Source organism: Micromonospora sp. NPDC047187 (genome assembly GCF_040643355.1).
Lineage (GTDB): Bacteria > Actinomycetota > Actinomycetes > Mycobacteriales > Micromonosporaceae > Micromonospora > Micromonospora salmantinae.
Genome location: NZ_JBEYUF010000005.1, coordinates 122,407 through 138,436, shown reverse-complemented (window position 1 = coordinate 138,436; position 16,030 = coordinate 122,407). Strand labels below are relative to the sequence as shown.

General features: G+C 71.4%; 12 protein-coding genes. 8 read left to right on the top strand and 4 right to left on the bottom strand.

The genetic code is table 11. The annotated features are described in order from the left end of the window. Window positions 1-21: 21 nt before the first annotated feature. Window positions 22-954, bottom strand: coding sequence for a LysR family transcriptional regulator (locus ABZ794_RS11655; protein ID WP_210781355.1), 933 nt, complete (start codon window positions 952-954; stop codon window positions 22-24). Between the two features lie 83 nt (window positions 955-1,037). Between ABZ794_RS11655 and ABZ794_RS11650 the strand changes: the two genes are divergently transcribed. The 3 genes from ABZ794_RS11650 to ABZ794_RS11640 are packed head-to-tail and all read left to right on the top strand — an operon-like array spanning window position 1,038 to window position 4,421. Continuing rightward, the gene (locus tag ABZ794_RS11650; protein WP_084597936.1) at window positions 1,038-1,721 is read left to right on the top strand and encodes a succinate dehydrogenase cytochrome b subunit; all 684 of its coding nucleotides are present in this window, start codon (window positions 1,038-1,040) and stop codon (window positions 1,719-1,721) included. Window position 1,722: 1 nt separating this feature from the next. Beyond that, window positions 1,723-3,660, top strand: a complete 1,938-nt coding sequence (locus ABZ794_RS11645; RefSeq protein WP_210781354.1) for a fumarate reductase/succinate dehydrogenase flavoprotein subunit — start codon at window positions 1,723-1,725, stop codon at window positions 3,658-3,660. Beyond that, a complete protein-coding gene (locus tag ABZ794_RS11640; protein ID WP_210781353.1) occupies window positions 3,657-4,421 on the top strand; it encodes a succinate dehydrogenase/fumarate reductase iron-sulfur subunit in 765 nt (254 codons plus the stop codon). Before ABZ794_RS11645 ends, ABZ794_RS11640 begins: the two co-directional genes overlap by 4 nt. A 250-nt stretch (window positions 4,422-4,671) precedes the next feature. Here ABZ794_RS11640 and ABZ794_RS11635 read toward each other — a convergent pair whose 3' ends face one another. Both ABZ794_RS11635 and ABZ794_RS11630 read right to left on the bottom strand, forming a co-directional pair. Next, window positions 4,672-5,625, bottom strand: a complete 954-nt coding sequence (locus ABZ794_RS11635; protein WP_210781352.1) for a sigma-70 family RNA polymerase sigma factor — start codon at window positions 5,623-5,625, stop codon at window positions 4,672-4,674. Between the two features lie 10 nt (window positions 5,626-5,635). Beyond that, window positions 5,636-6,844, bottom strand: a complete 1,209-nt coding sequence (locus ABZ794_RS11630) for an FAD-dependent oxidoreductase (RefSeq protein WP_210781407.1) — start codon at window positions 6,842-6,844, stop codon at window positions 5,636-5,638. A gap of 306 nt (window positions 6,845-7,150) precedes the next feature. Between ABZ794_RS11630 and ABZ794_RS11625 the strand changes: the two genes are divergently transcribed. The 4 genes from ABZ794_RS11625 to ABZ794_RS11610 all read left to right on the top strand — a co-directional run bounded on the left by ABZ794_RS11625 (window position 7,151) and on the right by ABZ794_RS11610 (window position 11,711). Continuing rightward, window positions 7,151-8,335 (top strand): zinc-dependent alcohol dehydrogenase, encoded by a 1,185-nt coding sequence (locus ABZ794_RS11625; protein ID WP_357515417.1) that lies wholly within the window; start codon window positions 7,151-7,153, stop codon window positions 8,333-8,335. 55 nt (window positions 8,336-8,390) lie between these two features. Next, window positions 8,391-9,320: an SDR family NAD(P)-dependent oxidoreductase gene (locus ABZ794_RS11620; protein WP_210781350.1), complete on the top strand. Its 930-nt coding sequence runs from the start codon at window positions 8,391-8,393 to the stop codon at window positions 9,318-9,320. A gap of 112 nt (window positions 9,321-9,432) precedes the next feature. After that, the gene (locus ABZ794_RS11615) at window positions 9,433-10,437 is read left to right on the top strand and encodes a serine hydrolase (protein WP_357515415.1); all 1,005 of its coding nucleotides are present in this window, start codon (window positions 9,433-9,435) and stop codon (window positions 10,435-10,437) included. Between the two features lie 173 nt (window positions 10,438-10,610). Further along, window positions 10,611-11,711: an MBL fold metallo-hydrolase gene (locus ABZ794_RS11610; protein WP_210781406.1), complete on the top strand. Its 1,101-nt coding sequence runs from the start codon at window positions 10,611-10,613 to the stop codon at window positions 11,709-11,711. 6 nt (window positions 11,712-11,717) lie between these two features. Here ABZ794_RS11610 and dgt read toward each other — a convergent pair whose 3' ends face one another. Next, a complete protein-coding gene (gene dgt / locus ABZ794_RS11605; protein ID WP_210781348.1) occupies window positions 11,718-13,229 on the bottom strand; it encodes a dGTP triphosphohydrolase in 1,512 nt (503 codons plus the stop codon). Window positions 13,230-13,401: 172 nt separating this feature from the next. Between dgt and ABZ794_RS11600 the strand changes: the two genes are divergently transcribed. Next, the gene (locus ABZ794_RS11600; protein ID WP_357515412.1) at window positions 13,402-15,888 is read left to right on the top strand and encodes a Tex family protein; all 2,487 of its coding nucleotides are present in this window, start codon (window positions 13,402-13,404) and stop codon (window positions 15,886-15,888) included. The last annotated feature ends 142 nt before the right edge of the window (window positions 15,889-16,030 follow it).

Here is a 16,030-nt window from a genome sequence, read left to right as displayed (position 1 = left end):
CGCGACGGCGGCCCCGGCGGGTCAGGTCAGTGGCTCGACGCCCGGGGGCAGTTCACCGAGGTCGATCGCCGACTGGATGTAGTCGAGCAGGATGCGCCGAAGCTCCCGACCGGCGTGGGTGGGTACGACGTCGCGCCGACGGGCCACCGCTATGGTCCGCCGCACCCCGGGCGGGGCGAGCGGGGTGATCCGCACGCCCGGCCGGCGAGCCAGCACGATGCCCGGCACGAGAGCGATGCCGAGCCCCGCCTCGACGAAGCTGAGCACCGCGTCCATCTCGCCGCCGTCCACCGCGAAGGTGGGTTCGAAGCCCGCCTCCCGACACGCCTGGATGGTCGCGTCGCGCAGGTCGTATCCCTCCCGGAACATCACCATCGGCTGGTCCCGCAGGTCGGTGATGCGCAACTCCCCGGTCGTCGACGCGGTCGCCACCTCCCCCACCGAGGCCACCACCAGGCTCTCCCGCAGAATCGGGTCGACCCGCAGCCCCGGGTCCGCCCCCTGCGCCGGCATGATGATGAGGGCCAGGTCGAGGTCGCCGCGGAGCAGGTCGCGGACCAGATCCTGCGAGCCACCCTCCTCGACGCGCAGGTCGACGGTGGGGTGCGCGTCGCGGAACCGGCGCAGCACCGGCGGGGCAAGCGAGGTCGCCAGACTGGGGGTGGCTCCGAGCCGGACCCGGCCCCGGCGCAGCCCGACCAACTCCTGGACCTCCCGGGTCGCGGTTTCCACGTCGGCGAGGATCCGGGTGGCCAACGGCAGCAGCACCTCACCCGCCGCGGTGAGGGCGATGTTGCCCCTTACCCGCTCGAACAGTGGTGCTCCGAGGTCGGCCTCCAGAGCGTGAATTTGCTTACTGAGAGAAGGCTGAGTGATGCCCACGAGGTCGGCGGCTTGGGTGAAATGTCGTACTTCGGCCACCGCGACGAAGTACCGGAGCTGATGGAGCTGCATCTACATAGCCTACGGCTATCAACACTGCGAGTTTGATGCATTGGACGACTGATCGAAGTGCTCCTAGCGTCGGTCCTGTGGTAATCACGAAGACTCGGTCGCCCATCCGCTCGAACGTCGGCCTCAAGGCCGTCATGGCGGTGACGGGCATCCTGCTGGCGCTGTTCCTCATCGCCCACATGCTCGGCAACCTGAAGGTGTTCACGGGGGAGACCTCGTTCGACCACTACGCGCACTGGCTGCGCGACATCGGCAAGCCGCTGCTGCCCGGCGTCTGGTTCCTGTGGATCCTGCGCACCGTGCTGGTCGTGGCGGTCGTCGCCCACATCGTCGCCGCCACCGTGCTGGCCCGGCGGGCCCGCGCCGCCCGCCCGGTGAAGTACGCCCACCGCAAGAAGGTCAACGGCAGCTACGCGGCCCGCACGATGCGCTGGGGTGGAGTGATCATCCTGCTCTTCGTGATCTACCACCTGCTGGACCTGACCACCGGCACGCTGAACCCGGTCGGCGACGCCAGCAAGCCGTACGGCAACGTCGTCGCCGACTTCGCCCCGGAGCGCTGGTACGTCACCCTCTTCTACACGCTGGCCATCCTCGCGGTGGGCTTCCACCTGCGCCACGGCGCGTTCAGCGCGTTCCGCAGCCTCGGCCAGCAGACGCCCCGCGGCGAGCGCAGGGCACGTACCGCGGCTCTGATCTTCGCCGTGCTGCTCTGCGCCGGGTACCTGGTGGTCCCGTTCGCCGTACTCACCGGATTGGTGTCCTGACATGGAACTCTTCACCGAGGGCGACCCGATCGCCGACACCAAGGCTCCCGCCGGCCCGGTCGAGAAGCGTTGGGAGACCCGGCGCTTCGAGGCCAAGCTGGTCAACCCCGCCAACCGCCGCAAGATGACGGTGATCGTGGTCGGCACCGGCCTGGCCGGCGGCTCCGCCGCCGCGACCCTGGCCGAGCAGGGCTACCACGTCAAGTCCTACTGCTACCAGGACAGCCCGCGCCGGGCGCACTCCATCGCGGCGCAGGGCGGCATCAACGCGGCGAAGAACTACCGCAACGACGGCGACTCCGTGCACCGGCTCTTCTACGACACCGTCAAGGGCGGCGACTTCCGCTCCCGGGAGTCGAACGTGCACCGGCTCGCCGAGGTGTCGGTCAATATCATCGACCAGTGCGTCGCCCAGGGGGTGCCGTTCGCCCGCGAGTACGGCGGCCTGCTGGACACCCGCTCCTTCGGTGGCGCCCAGGTGCAGCGCACCTTCTACGCCCGGGGCCAGACGGGCCAGCAACTGCTGCTCGGCGCGTACCAGGCCCTGGAGCGGCAGATCGGCCTGGGCAACGTCGAGATGTACGCCCGGCACGAGATGCTCGAGCTGGTCCTGGTGGACGGCAAGGCCCGGGGCATCGTGGTCCGGGACCTGGTCACCGGCGAGATCAGCACCGAGATGGCCGACGCCGTGGTGCTCGCCTCCGGCGGCTACGGCAACGTCTTCTACCTCTCCACCAACGCCAAGGGCTGCAACGTCACCGCCACCTGGCGCGCACACCGCAAGGGCGCGTACTTCGCCAACCCGTGCTACACGCAGATCCACCCGACCTGCATCCCGGTCTCCGGCGACCACCAGTCGAAGCTGACCCTGATGAGCGAGTCGCTGCGCAACGACGGCCGGGTCTGGGTGCCGAAGACCAAGGGCGACGACCGCAGCCCGAAGGACATCGGCGAGGACGAGCGGGACTACTACCTGGAGCGGATCTACCCCTCCTTCGGCAACCTGGTCCCCCGCGACATCGCCTCCCGCGCCGCGAAGAACGTGTGCGACGAGGGTCGGGGCGTCGGGCCGACGAAGCTCGGCGTCTACCTCGACTTCGCCGACGCGATCGGCCGGCTGGGCCGCAAGGCCATCGAGGCCAAGTACGGCAACCTCTTCGAGATGTACGAGCGGATCACCGGCGAGGACCCGTACGAGGTGCCGATGCGCATCTACCCCGCCGTGCACTACACGATGGGTGGCCTGTGGGTCGACTACGACCTCCAGTCGAACATCCCCGGCCTGTTCGTGATCGGCGAGGCGAACTTCTCCGACCACGGCGCGAACCGGCTCGGCGCCTCGGCGCTGATGCAGGGCCTCGCCGACGGCTACTTCGTGCTGCCCACCACCATCGCCAACTACCTGGCCTCCGGTCCGCTGGAGAAGGTCGACGCCAGCCACCCGGCGGCCGTCGAGGCGCGCACCGACGTCGAGGACCGCGTCCAGCGGCTGCTCGCTGTCGACGGCGACCGGACCGTGGACTCGTTCCACCGGGAACTGGGCCAGATCATGTGGGAACACTGCGGCATGGAGCGCAGCGAGGCCGGGCTGCGCAAGGCGATCGACGAGATCCGTGCCCTGCGCGAGCAGTTCTGGCAGCGGGTCAAGGTGTCCGGCACCGGCGAGGAGCTCAACCAGTCGCTGGAGAAGGCCGGCCGGGTGGCCGACTTCTTCGAGCTGGCCGAGCTGATGTGCATCGACGCCCTGCACCGCGAGGAGTCCTGTGGCGGCCACTTCCGGGCCGAGCACCAGACCCCCGACGGTGAGGCGCAGCGCGACGACGACCGGTTCGCGTACGTGGCGGCCTGGGAGTTCACCGCCGACGGCGAGCCCTCGGTGCTGCACAAGGAAGACCTGAAGTTCGAATACGTCCACCCCACGCAGCGGAGCTACAAGTGAACCTGACCCTGCGCATCTGGCGCCAGAAGGGCCCTGAGGACAAGGGTCGGATGGTGACCTACCCGGTCGACGACGTGTCCCCGGACATGTCGTTCCTGGAGATGCTCGACGTGCTCAACGAGCGGCTGATCCTCGCGGGCGAGGACCCGGTGGCGTTCGACCACGACTGCCGCGAGGGCATCTGCGGCATGTGCGGCCTGATGATCAACGGCGACGCGCACGGGCCGCAGCGCGGCACCACCGCGTGCCAACTGCACATGCGGCAGTTCTCCGACGGCGAGACGATCGACATCGAGCCGTGGCGGGCCAGCGCCTTCCCGGTGGTCAAGGACCTGGTCGTCAACCGGAGCGCCTTCGACAAGATCATCGCGGCTGGCGGCTACGTCACCGCGCCGACCGGCAGCGCACCCGAGGCCCACTCCACCCCGGTGGCCAAGGCCAACGCCGACGCCGCGTTCGAGTCGGCGGCCTGCATCGGCTGCGGCGCCTGCGTGGCAGCCTGCCCGAACGGCTCCGGCATGCTCTTCACCGCCGCCAAGCTCACCCAGCTCTCGCTGCTGCCGCAGGGCCAGCCCGAGCGCTACACCCGGGTGATCGGCATGGTCGACGCGCACGACGAGGCCGGCTTCGGCGGCTGCACCAACGCCGGCGAATGCACCCCGGCCTGCCCGAAGGGCATCCCGCTGAACACCATCGGCCGGCTCAACCGCGACTACCTCGCGGCCACCGCCAAGGGAGCCAACAACACCCCCGGTTCCTGAGCTCCGCCGCGTCTGCACAGGCCGCCGTATCCCTTCCTGGGTGCGGCGGTCTGGCGTTTCGGCGGTCGGCGGTCGGCGTTCGGTTGGGCGGTTGCGGTCCGGTTCCGCCGACGAACTGGTGGGGTTGGCGTAACGGCGCGTCAGCCCGGTCACTCACCCTGCTCACGCCGGAGTTCGGCAAGCAGCGGCCGGTACGTCATGTGGTACGCGAAATGACGACCAGCTGCGCGGGTTTCGTCCCAGTACCTCGTCACCACTGGGTGATGAGCGGCGTGTCCGGTTCGTGCTGCCGCCAGGCTTCGGTCAGGCGGGCAAGGCGGATGGGGGCGGCGATGCCGCGCACAGTCGCGATCTTGCCGTTGCTGATGTCGAGCGTCACGGCACCGAGGACCTGGTCGCCGAGCACAAAGAGGAGGGCGGGGGCACGGTTGACGAGCGCGTAGTGGATGGCGGGCGTACCGCCGGCAAGTCGCCGTTTCGCGGGTGTGGGTTTGAAGCCGGCCCGTACGACGGCGGCGATGCGCTGCGGAGTGTCGTACCGCAGCAGCGTCTCGGTCAGGCCGGCGCCGTCGGAGATCGCGGTCGCGTCGTCGGTCAGCAGCGCCACCAGCCGCTCGGTGCGGCCCGAGGAGGCAGCGGCGAGGAATTCCTCGACGATTCTGCGGGCAGCTGCCGGGTCGACCTCGCCGCTGCGGCGGCGGGCGGCGGTGATGTGGCGCCGGGCCCGGTGGAGGTGCTGCTGGCTTGCGGACTCGGTGATGTCGAGGATCTCGCCGATATCGGAATGGCTGTAGGAAAATGATTCGCGCAAGAGGTAGACGGCCCGCTCAAGGGGTGACAGGCGCTCCATGAGAGTCAGCACGGCCAGGGAGACCGATTCGCGCTGCTCGAACGTGTCGGCCGGGCCGAGCATCGGGTCGCCGTCAAGGAGCGGTTCGGGCAGCCAGGCGCCCACGGCGCGTTCCCGGCGGGCCTGTGCCGAGCGGAGCCGGTCGAGGCACAGGTTGGTGACGACCTTGGTCAGCCATGCCTCCGGCACCTTGATCCGCCGCCGGTCGGCGGCCTGCCAGCGCAGGAACGCATCCTGCACGGCGTCTTCGGCCTCGGCGGCGGAACCCAGCAGCCGGTACGCCAGCGAGGCCAGCCGGTTCCGGCTGGCCTCGAACCGGCTGGTGTCGAAGCGATCCTCGGCGATGCTGTCCACGCGGACCAACCTAGGCGGCTACGCGACCGTCTGTCCGGCGGGACGCATCCGGCAGCGCGATCAGGCGGTGCCTGCGCTTGGGCAGGCCGAAGGTCGGGTGCGAGACGGCCCACAGCGAGGTCTTGAGGATGCCCGCCTTGACCCGTGCGGCCTTCCGGCCGCCCACATACTTCGGCTTTGCGTGCGCCTCGTCGTCGACCATCTGCAGGATCCCGTCCCGCCGCCCGAGGCTGATGTGGTTGCCCGGGTAGCCCAGCTTGGTGTTCGCAATCTTGCGGCCGGTCAGGCGTCCCACGATCGCTTCGATCGCCTGCATGCCGGTGTAGCCGGCCGAAGCGCAGGACATCGGCAGCGGCTGGCCGTTGTCACCGATGGCGTAGGCGCTGTCGCCAGCGGCGTAGACGTTCGGGTGCGAGACCGACCGCATGGTGCGGTCGACGACGATCTGACCGTTCCCGGTGACCTCCAGCCCGCTGGCGGCGGCGATGGGGCTGACCGCGAACCCCGCCGTCCACACGGTCGCGTCTGACGCCAGGCCAGTGCCGTCGGCGCACAGCACCCGCGTCGCTTCGACGGCTTCGACGCAGGTGTGCTCCAGGACGGTGATGCCCAGCCGGTCGCAGGTCCCGCGCAGGTGGCTGCGGGCCCCGGCGGAGAGCCGGGCACCCAGTTCGCCGCGGGCGACCAGCGTGACCGACAGGCCGGGCCGGGATTCGGCGATCTCGGTGGCGGTCTCGATGCCGGTCAACCCGTCGCCGACGACCAGCACCTTCCCGCATTCGCTGCGCCTGCCCAGGCTATCCAGGCGCTCGCGCAGACGCAGCGCCGAGGGCCGGGCGGCGATGTCGAAGGCGTGTTCGGCTACGCCGGGGACGCCACAGTCGTTGCCGTGGCTACCGAGCGCGTAGACGAGCGTGTCGTAGCCGAGCTCGCCGCCACCATCGGCGTCGGCCACGGCGACGACCTGGCCCTCGGGGTCTACGGCGCTGACACGGGCCAGGCGCAGCCGTATCCCCGTGTCCGCGAAGACGTTGGCGAGCTTCGGAGCCGCGATCTTCTGGCCGGCGGCGAGCTGGTGCAGCCGCAGCCGCTCGACGAAGTCCGGCTCAACGTTGACCACGGTGATCTCGGTGTCCACCGGGGACAGCCGGCGGGCCAGGTTCCCGGCCACGTGGGTTCCGGCGTAGCCGGCACCGAGAACGACGATGCGGTGCTTCATGTGTTGCTCCTGTCCTTTGGCGTGCTCACGTGAGTTGAGCGGGACAGCGCCCCGATTGCTGACGGGATCGCATGTGGCATGGGTCACAGAGCGGCGGGAGCGGCGCCGAACGATGTTCGCGACGCCGAGGCGTAGCAGGTGCAGGCCCACCTCGCCCCGCCCGGCCCAATGCATGATCCACTCGCCGGCCGCAGCTCACGGGCCGACGCACCCGATTCGCCCGAGACGGCCCTGGAGCGCAGCCGGTTCAAGTGCCCGCGCCCGGGTAGCAGTCTCCGGAGACGGCGTCGAGAGGAGACGAGTGAAATGAAGGCCTTGACCTGGCAGGGCAAACGGGACGTACGGGTCGAGGAGGTGCCGGACCCCCGGATCGAGGAGCCGACCGATGCGATCGTGAAGATCACCTCGACCGCGATCTGCGGTTCCGACCTGCACCTCTACGAGGTGCTCGGGCCGTACCTGAAGCCGGGTGACGTCCTGGGTCATGAGCCGATGGGCATCGTCGAGGAGGTCGGGTCGGAGGTGACCGGGCTCAAGCCGGGCGACCGGGTGGTGGTGCCGTTCAACATCGCCTGCGGCAGCTGCTGGATGTGTTCGCGCCAGCTCTACGCGCAGTGCGAGACCACCCAGGTCACCAGCGAGGGCAAGGGCGCGTCCCTGTTCGGCTACACCTCGCTCTACGGTTCGGTGCCCGGCGGGCAGGCCGAGTACCTGCGCGTCCCGCAGGCCCACTTCGGGCCGATCAAGATCCCGCAGACGGGCGCGGACGAGCGCTACCTCTACCTGTCCGACATTCTGCCCACCGCCTGGCAGGCGGTGAAGTACGCGGACACCCCACCGGGTGGCACCCTGGCCGTCTTCGGCCTGGGTCCGGTCGGGCAGTTCTGCGCACGGGTCGGTCGCCACCTCGGCGCGGGCCGGGTGATCGGGCTGGATCTGGTTCCCGAGCGGCTGGAGTTGGCCCGCCGGCACGGCATCGAGGTACTCGACGTGAGCCAGCTGTCCGACGTGCCGGGCGCGTTGATCGATCTGGTCGACGGGCGCGGCCCGGACGCGGTGATCGACGCGGTCGGGATGGAGGCGCACGGTTCGCCGGCGGGGAAGTTGGCCCAGACCGCGGCCGGGCTGTTGCCGGACAAGCTGGCCCGGACGATGACCGACCGGGCGGGCGTGGACCGCTTGTCAGTCCTGCACGCGGCGCTCAAGTCGGTTCGTCGCGGCGGCACCGTGTCGCTCTCCGGGGTGTACGGCGGCGAGGCGGACCCGATGCCGCTGATGGAGATGTTCGACCGGGGCATCCAGTTGCGGATGGGGCAGTGTCACGTGCGCCGGTGGACCGACGAGATCCTGCCGCTGCTCTCCGGCGACGACGATCCGCTGGGCGTGGAGGACCTGCGTACCCACCGGGTGCCGCTGGCCCGGGCGCCGCAGGCGTACGAGATGTTCCAGAAGAAGGAGGACGGCTGCATCAAGGTCGTGCTCGAACCATGAGTGCGAGGAGTGAGCCGGGGTTGCGAGCCCCGCAGTCACGAATGCAGCCGGTGCCGTGAGCCGGGTGGTCGTGATCGTTGGCGCGAGCAGCGGGATCGGCCGGGCGACGGCCCGGGCGTTCGCCGAGCGCGGAGACCGCCTGGTCCTCGCCGCTCGCGCCACCACGACCCTTGCCGAGGTACGCGCTGAGTGCGCCGACGTCGACGTGCTGACCGTGCCGACCGACGTGACCGAGGCGGACGCGCTGGACGCGCTCGCGGGCGCCGCGATCGACCGCTTCGGCCGCGTCGACGTGTGGGTGCACACGGCGGCGGTGATGGCCTACGGGCGCTTCGACGAGCTGCCGGAACGGGTCTTCGACCAGGTGGTGCGGACCGATCTGCTCGGGGCGGCCGGCTCGGTGCGGGTGGCGCTGCGGCACTTCCGGACCACCGGGGCCGGCACTGTGATCCTCACCGGTTCGGTGCTCGGGCACATCACCGCGCCCTACATGAGCGCGTACGTGGCGAGCAAGTGGGGGTTGCAGGGTCTGGTCCGGACGGTGCAGCAGGAGTTGCGTGACAGCCCGGAGATCCGGCTGTGTCTGGTCAACCCGGGCAGCGTGGACACGCCTGTTTACCAGCAGGCGGCCAACTATCTGGGCCGCATCGGGCGACCTCCGCCGCCGGTCGCCGGCCCGCAGCGGGTGGCCCGGGCCATCGTGGACTGTGTGGACCGGCCCCGCCGGGAGGTGTCGGTGGGCCGGCTCAACGTGGTGCTGCGGGCCGGCTTCACCGTACTGCCGGGGGTCTACGACGTCCTCGTCGGGCCGTTGATGCGGGCGGCGGGCCTCAGTGGACGGTCGGTCGCCGCGCACGACGGCTCGGTCTTCGCCGCGAACCCGGCCGGCGAGGCGGTACGCGGCGGCCACCTGCCCGACCTGCGGCAACTCGTGTCCGGATCGGTCGGTGCGGTGGGCGCCGCACTGCGCCGACGGTTCGGTTGACCTGTTCGGGACTGTTCGGGACATATTCGGGGGCATCGTGCATCGATCAACTCGCCTAGGGTGGTGGGCCAGCAAGCGCTCAGGCACACCACGATCGGGGAGACGATTGACCATGCGACTGAACCGCAGAACGGCACTCGGGTTGGGCACTGTGGCCACCGCCGGCACGGTGCTGGGCGCCGCCGCCCCGGCGAGCGCCGCCGAGACCACCGAGGCGTCGCCGACCACCCCCGCTCGGGCCGCCCTTCGGGTCGCCGCCGTCTTCACCAAGCACAGCGCCGCAGCCGGCGGCAACTGGCAGGCGTACGTCAGCGTCGCCGACCCGGCCGGTGCGCCGGTGGTCGCGGTGGAAGCCGACGCGGACCGGCGGATCGAGGCGTACAGCGTCAACAAGATCGCCGTCGCCACGGCGGTGCTCGACAAGGTCGACCGAGGGCTGCTCACCCTGGACCAGCAGGTCGAGGTGAGCGCGGCGATCGTCGTACCGGGCGGTGACGGCATCTTCAGCCTGGACGGCGCGTACCCGAGCCTGGTGACCGTCGGGCACGTGCTGGCGAACCTGCTGACCGTCTCGGACGACACGGCGGTGCGGCTGTGCGGGCTGGTCGCCCCGGCCGCCGAGATCAACTCCATCCTGGTCGCCAAGGGCTTTCCGAACACCCAGGTCCAGCCGGTGGCCAACCCGAACCGGTTCTTCCTCGGCACCAGCACCCCCCGGGAGACGCACGACCTGCTGCGCGCCCTGGTCGCTGGCACGCTGCTCTCCCCCGCGTCGACGACGTACCTGTTGGGCATCCTGCGCTCCCCGGTGGCGTTCACCGACGGCATCCGGCGCACCATGTCCTCCGACGAGCGGGCCCGGATCGCCACCAAGGCCGGGTGGTACGCCGACGCCCGGCACGAGGCCGGTGTGATCTTCGACCGCTCCGGCGCGGCGGTGCTCACCTACGCTCTCTTCGCCGACGGGCAGGCCAACCCGGAGGACTTCGGCGCGACCCACCCGGCGGTGCAGGCCCGGGCCGCCATGGGCCCGAGGTTCCTGGCCGCGGTGGACCGGATCGCGGGCGTGGGCAAGACGTTCCGGATCACCGCCCGACGCCCCAGCAACGGCGGCTAGAGCACGCCGTGAAACCGTCCCGGGTCGGTCGCCGTCTGCCGGTGACCGACCCGGCGTGGCGACCACCGAGGCACGGGTCGGTCCGGGTGACTACCGTGTAGGGCGGACACGTCGGAGGGACGGCAATGGCACGAGCGCAGAACACGGACGTCGAACGGTCGCTCGGGCGGCGGATGCGGGGCGCCGCTGGCCTGGCCGCGCTGGCCGGCCTGGCCTGGGTCGCCCGGGATGTGCCGGCGGCGCTGGGTGGCCGGCTCAGCGGGGCGCGGGCCGAACGGGCGGCCCGCTCGCCGCAGTTCCGCGAGGGCACCTTCCACAACCGGGCCGGCACCCGCACGATGATCGCCGAGCCGGGGCGCAACCTGGTCCGCGAGCTGATCTTCGGCAAGCAGAAGCGGCGTCCGACCGCGGCCGTCCCGCTGCTGCGCCCCAGCGCCGGCGGGCCGGAGGCCGCCGACAGCGCCGACGAGCTCAACATCGTCTGGTACGGCCACGCCTCGACCCTGATCGAGATCGAGGGCCGGCGGGTGCTGCTCGACCCGGTCTGGAGCGAGCGGTGCTCCCCCTCGGGTCTGGTCGGCCCGCGCCGGCTGCACGAGCCGCCGGTGGGCATCGACGAACTGCCCCCGCTGGACGCCATCCTGATCTCGCACGACCACTACGACCACCTCGACATGGCCACCGTGCGGGCGCTGCTCGCCGGGCAGTCCGCGCCGTTCCTGGTGCCGCTCGGCGTGGGCGCGCACCTGGACCGCTGGGGCGTACCCGCCGAACGGATCATCGAACTGGACTGGTCCGAGTCGCATCAGGTCGCCGGCCTGGAGATCACCGCCACCGCCGCCCAGCACTTCTCCGGACGAGGGCTGCGCCGCGACGGCACGCTCTGGAGTTCGTGGGTGGTGGCCGGGGCACGCCGCAAGGTCTTCTACACCGGCGACTCCGGCTACTTCGACGGGTACGCCGAGATCGGCGGCGAGCACGGGCCGTTCGACGTGACGCTGATGCAGATCGGCGCGTACGACAGGGCCTGGCCGACGATCCACATGTTCCCGGAGGAGGCGGTCAGCGCCCACCTCGACCTGCGCGGCGGGCTGTTCGTGCCGGTGCACTGGGCGACGTTCAACCTGGCCCTGCACGACTGGTCCGAGCCGGTCGACCGGCTGTGGGCCGAGGCGAAGGCCCGCGACGTGCGGCTCGCCGTGCCCCGGCCGGGCGAGCGGGTGGTGGTCGACGAGCCGCCCGCCGTCGACGGCTGGTGGCAGGCCGTCGCCTGAGCCGGGTCAGAGCACGAACGCGTCGGTCCAGAGCGCGCCGGACCGGCCGGAGAGCGCGTCCAGCATGGCCACCGCCTGACCGTCGGTGAGCTGCGCGACGAAGTCCACGATGGCTCGGCCCCGGGCACGACCGATCCGGTCCGGGGTACGCGGGTGCAGCTCCGCCTCGGCCAACTCGACCAGGTCGTGCAGCCGGCGGGGCAGCCGGGACTCCTCCTCCGGGTCGAGCAGCCACTCCCAGAGCGCCTCGACCAGGGTGCCCAGCAGCCGGGCCTGGCCTCGCTGGTGCAGGGCGAGATCCGGGCGGGCCAGCACGAACCGGTGGTGGACGAACTTGAGCACCTGCACCTCGTGCCACTGCGCGCAGCCCAGCAGCACGTGCCCGGAGCGCACCGACGGCTGTTCGGTGACCGTGATCGCCTCGACGAAGCGGGTGGACCAACGGGCGGAGAACCGGGCAACGTACTGCTCGGCCTCGATCGAGCCGTCGAACGGCATCGCGAGCAGCCCGTCCACCAATTCCTCGCGGACGTGCTCGACGGCGGCGGCGAACGCGTCGTCGTCGGCGATCCAGGCGTCCTTGCGGTGCAGTTGCCGGCGTAGCCGCTCGATCGCCGCACCGGGTCGCCGGGCAGCCGTGGCCAGCGCCGCGTCGGTGATCGCCCGCAGTTGCCCGCTCTCACGCTGCCAGGCCATCAACTCGGCGGAGACCGAACCCTGCTGGAGCACTCCGACCCGGTAGAAGTCCTCCACGTCGTGGATGGCGTACGCGATGTCGTCGGCGGTGTCCATCACGGACGCCTCCACTGTCTGCTGCCAGTCCGGGATGCGACCGGCGAACGGCGCCCGGGCCTGCCGCAGGTCGTCCAGCTCGGTCCGGTACGCGCCGAACTTCGACGAGCCGCTCTCCGGGTCGTCCGGCGGCGGGGTGGCGCCGCGCGGCGGCGGGTCCATTGTGCGCGGGTGCGGGTCGGGGTGGTCCAGCCGGGTCCACGGGTACTTCAGCATGGCCGCGCGGACCGCCGCGGTCAGGTCCAACCCGGTGGTGGCCGCGCCGCGGATCTCGGTGCTGGTGACGATGCGGTACGACTGCGCGTTGCCCTCGAAACCGTCGGAGAGGCCGAGACGCTGGCGGGCCAGCCGGTCCAGCACGCGCTCCCCCAGGTGACCGAACGGTGGGTGGCCGAGGTCGTGGGCGAGCGCTGCCGCCTCCACCACGTCGGGGTCGCAGCCGCCGAGCTTGTCCAGCAGGTCACGCCACCGTTCGTCGGCGTTCAACCGCTCGGCGACCGCCCGGGCCACCTGGGCGACCTTGAGGCTGTGGGTGAGCCGGTTGTGCACCAGCAGCCCGGAGCCGACCGGGCTGATCACCTGGGTGACACCACCGAGGCGGGCGAAGAACGGCGAGCCGACGATCCGGTCCCGGTCGGCGCGGAACGGGTTGGCCGTGAGGTCGCCGAGGGCCCGGGCGCTGCCGCCGAAGAGCCGCCGGGCGCGCGGCTCCGCAGCAGATTCCATGATCGCCACGCTAGCGCAGGCCCGACGGGACCGCCGCCGGTCACCCCGGCCGGGCGCGGCGGTTCGGTCCCCCGCCCCGGCCGGGCGCGGCGACAGCGCCACGGCCCGCCCGGCAGAATGCAGGCGTACCCGCTCTTTGAAGGGCGGATCGAGTCGAAGGCGGATCGAGATCGTGACCCAGTCTGTTCATCAGCGGATCGCCGACGAGCTCGGCGTGGCCGAGCGTCAGGTGCGGGCGGCCGTGGAGCTGCTCGACGGCGGCGCCACAGTGCCGTTCATCGCCCGCTACCGCAAGGAGGCCACCGGCCTGCTCGACGACACCCAGCTGCGCACCCTGGAGGAGCGGCTGCGCTACCTGCGCGAGCTGGACGAGCGGCGGGCCGCGGTGCTGGAGTCGATCCGCGGCCAGGGCAAGTTGGACGAGGCGCTGGAAGCGCAGATCATGGCCGCCGACTCGAAGTCCCGGCTGGAGGACATCTACCTCCCGTACAAGCCGAAGCGGCGGACCCGTGCGCAGATCGCCCGCGAGGCCGGGTTGGCGCCGTTGGCCGAGACGCTGCTGGCCGACCCGGGTCAGGACCCGCGGGCCACCGCCACCGGGTTCGTCGACGCGGACAAGGGCGTCGCCGACGCCGCCGCCGCGCTCGAGGGCGCCCGGGCCATCCTCATCGAGACCTTCGCGGAGGACGCCGACCTGATCGGCACGCTGCGCGAGCAGATGTGGTCGCGGGGCCGGCTGGTTTCCCGGGTACGCGAGGGCCAGGAGGCGTCCGGCGCGAAGTTCGCCGACTACTTCGACTTCTCCGAGCCGTACCCGAAGCTGCCCTCGCACCGGATCCTGGCGATGTTCCGGGGCGAGAAGGAGGGCGTGCTCGACCTGACCATGGAGTCGGAGGAGGCGGGCGAGGCGGACGCCGTACCGACCGGCCCGACCCGGTACGAGGCGGCCATCGCCGGCCGGTTCGGGGTGTCCGACGCGGGCCGCCCGGGCGACCGTTGGCTGATCGACACTGTCCGCTGGGCGTGGCGTACCCGGATCCTCATCCACCTCGGCGCGGACCTGCGGATGCGGCTGTGGCAGGCCGCCGAGGAGGAGGCCGTCCGGGTCTTCGCCACCAACCTGCGGGACCTGCTGCTCGCCGCGCCGGCCGGCACCCGGCCCACGATGGGCCTGGACCCGGGCCTGCGGACCGGTGTGAAGGTGGCAGTGGTGGACGCCACCGGCAAGGTGCTCGCCACCGACACGATCTATCCGCACGAGCCGCGCCGGCAGTGGGACGCGTCGGTGGAGACCCTCGCCCGGCTGGCCGGGGCGCACGGGGTGGAGCTGATCGCGATCGGCAACGGCACTGCCTCCCGCGAGACCGACAAGCTCGCCGGTGAGCTGATCGCCCGGCACCCGCAGCTCAACCTGACCAAGGTGATGGTCTCCGAGGCCGGCGCGTCGGTCTACTCCGCCTCCGCGTACGCCTCGCAGGAGTTGCCCGGGATGGACGTGTCGCTGCGCGGCGCGGTCTCCATCGCCCGCCGTCTCCAGGACCCCCTCGCGGAGCTGGTCAAGATCGACCCGCGCTCGATCGGCGTCGGTCAGTACCAGCACGACCTGTCCGAGGTGAAGCTGTCCCGGTCGCTGGACGCGGTAGTGGAGGACTGCGTGAACGCGGTCGGAGTGGACGTCAACACCGCCTCCGCGCCACTGTTGACCCGGGTCTCCGGGATCGGCGCCGGCCTGGCCGAGAACATCGTGCTGCACCGGGACGCCAACGGGCCGTTCCGTACGCGTACCGAGCTGAAGAAGGTGGCCCGGCTCGGGCCGAAGGCGTTCGAGCAGTGCGCCGGCTTCCTGCGCATCCCCGGTGGCGACGACCCGCTGGACTCCTCCAGCGTGCACCCCGAGGCGTACCCGGTGGTGCGACGCATCCTCTCCACCACCGGGCAGGACCTGCGCTCGGTGATCGGCAAGAGCGGCATCCTGCGCGGGCTGCGGGCCACCGACTTCGTCGACGACCGGTTCGGCCTCCCCACCGTCACCGACATCCTCGCCGAGTTGGAGAAGCCGGGCCGGGACCCCCGCCCGGAGTTCCGCACCGCCACCTTCGTCGAGGGGGTGGAGAAGATCAGCGACCTGACGACGGGGATGGTGCTGGAGGGCGTGGTCACCAACGTGGCCGCGTTCGGCGCGTTCGTCGACGTCGGGGTGCACCAGGACGGTCTGGTGCACGTCTCGGCGATGTCCCGGACCTTCGTGAAGGACCCTCGCGAGGTGGTGAAGTCCGGCGACGTGGTCAAGGTCCGGGTGCTCGACGTGGACGTACCCCGCAAGCGGATCTCGCTGACCCTGCGCCTGGACGACGAGCCGACCGCCAGCGGTGGTGGTGGCGGCGGTCGGACGAGCCAGGAGGGGCGGGGCGGCCCGGCGCAGCGCGCGCCGCAGGGTGGTCGCGGCGGCGGCCAGAGCGGTCGCGAAGGCCAGGACAGTCGCGGCGGCGGCCAGGGCGGTCGCGAAGGCCAGGCCGGTCGAGGCGGACAGGACAGTCGCGGCGGGCAGGGAGGTCGCGGCGGCGGGCAGGGTGGTCGCGGCGGGCAGCAGCGGCAGGGCGCACCGGCGCCGGCCAACGACGCGATGGCCGAAGCCCTGCGCCGCGCCGGACTGGCCTGACCCCGTTCAGCACAGCAACCCCGCCCCGTCCCACGAAGCCGAGCCGCCCCTCTCCGTCGATCTTGCACTTACTGTCCCGACATAGGCCGCCATTCGCCTATTTCGACGACCGAAAGTGCAAGATCGACGCGGGTGCGGCCTG

Bases quoted from the DNA above. Each gene is read 5' to 3' on its own strand.
- ABZ794_RS11655 (WP_210781355.1), bottom strand. From the start codon at position 954: ATGCAGCTCCATCAGCTCCGGTACTTCGTCGCGGTGGCCGAAGTACGA.
- ABZ794_RS11645 (WP_210781354.1), top strand. From the start codon at position 1,723: ATGGAACTCTTCACCGAGGGCGACCCGATCGCCGACACCAAGGCTCCC.
- ABZ794_RS11630 (WP_210781407.1), bottom strand. From the start codon at position 6,844: ATGAAGCACCGCATCGTCGTTCTCGGTGCCGGCTACGCCGGAACCCAC.
- ABZ794_RS11625 (WP_357515417.1), top strand. From the start codon at position 7,151: ATGAAGGCCTTGACCTGGCAGGGCAAACGGGACGTACGGGTCGAGGAG.
- ABZ794_RS11615 (WP_357515415.1), top strand. From the start codon at position 9,433: ATGCGACTGAACCGCAGAACGGCACTCGGGTTGGGCACTGTGGCCACC.
- ABZ794_RS11610 (WP_210781406.1), top strand. From the start codon at position 10,611: ATGCGGGGCGCCGCTGGCCTGGCCGCGCTGGCCGGCCTGGCCTGGGTC.
- dgt (WP_210781348.1), bottom strand. From the start codon at position 13,229: ATGGAATCTGCTGCGGAGCCGCGCGCCCGGCGGCTCTTCGGCGGCAGC.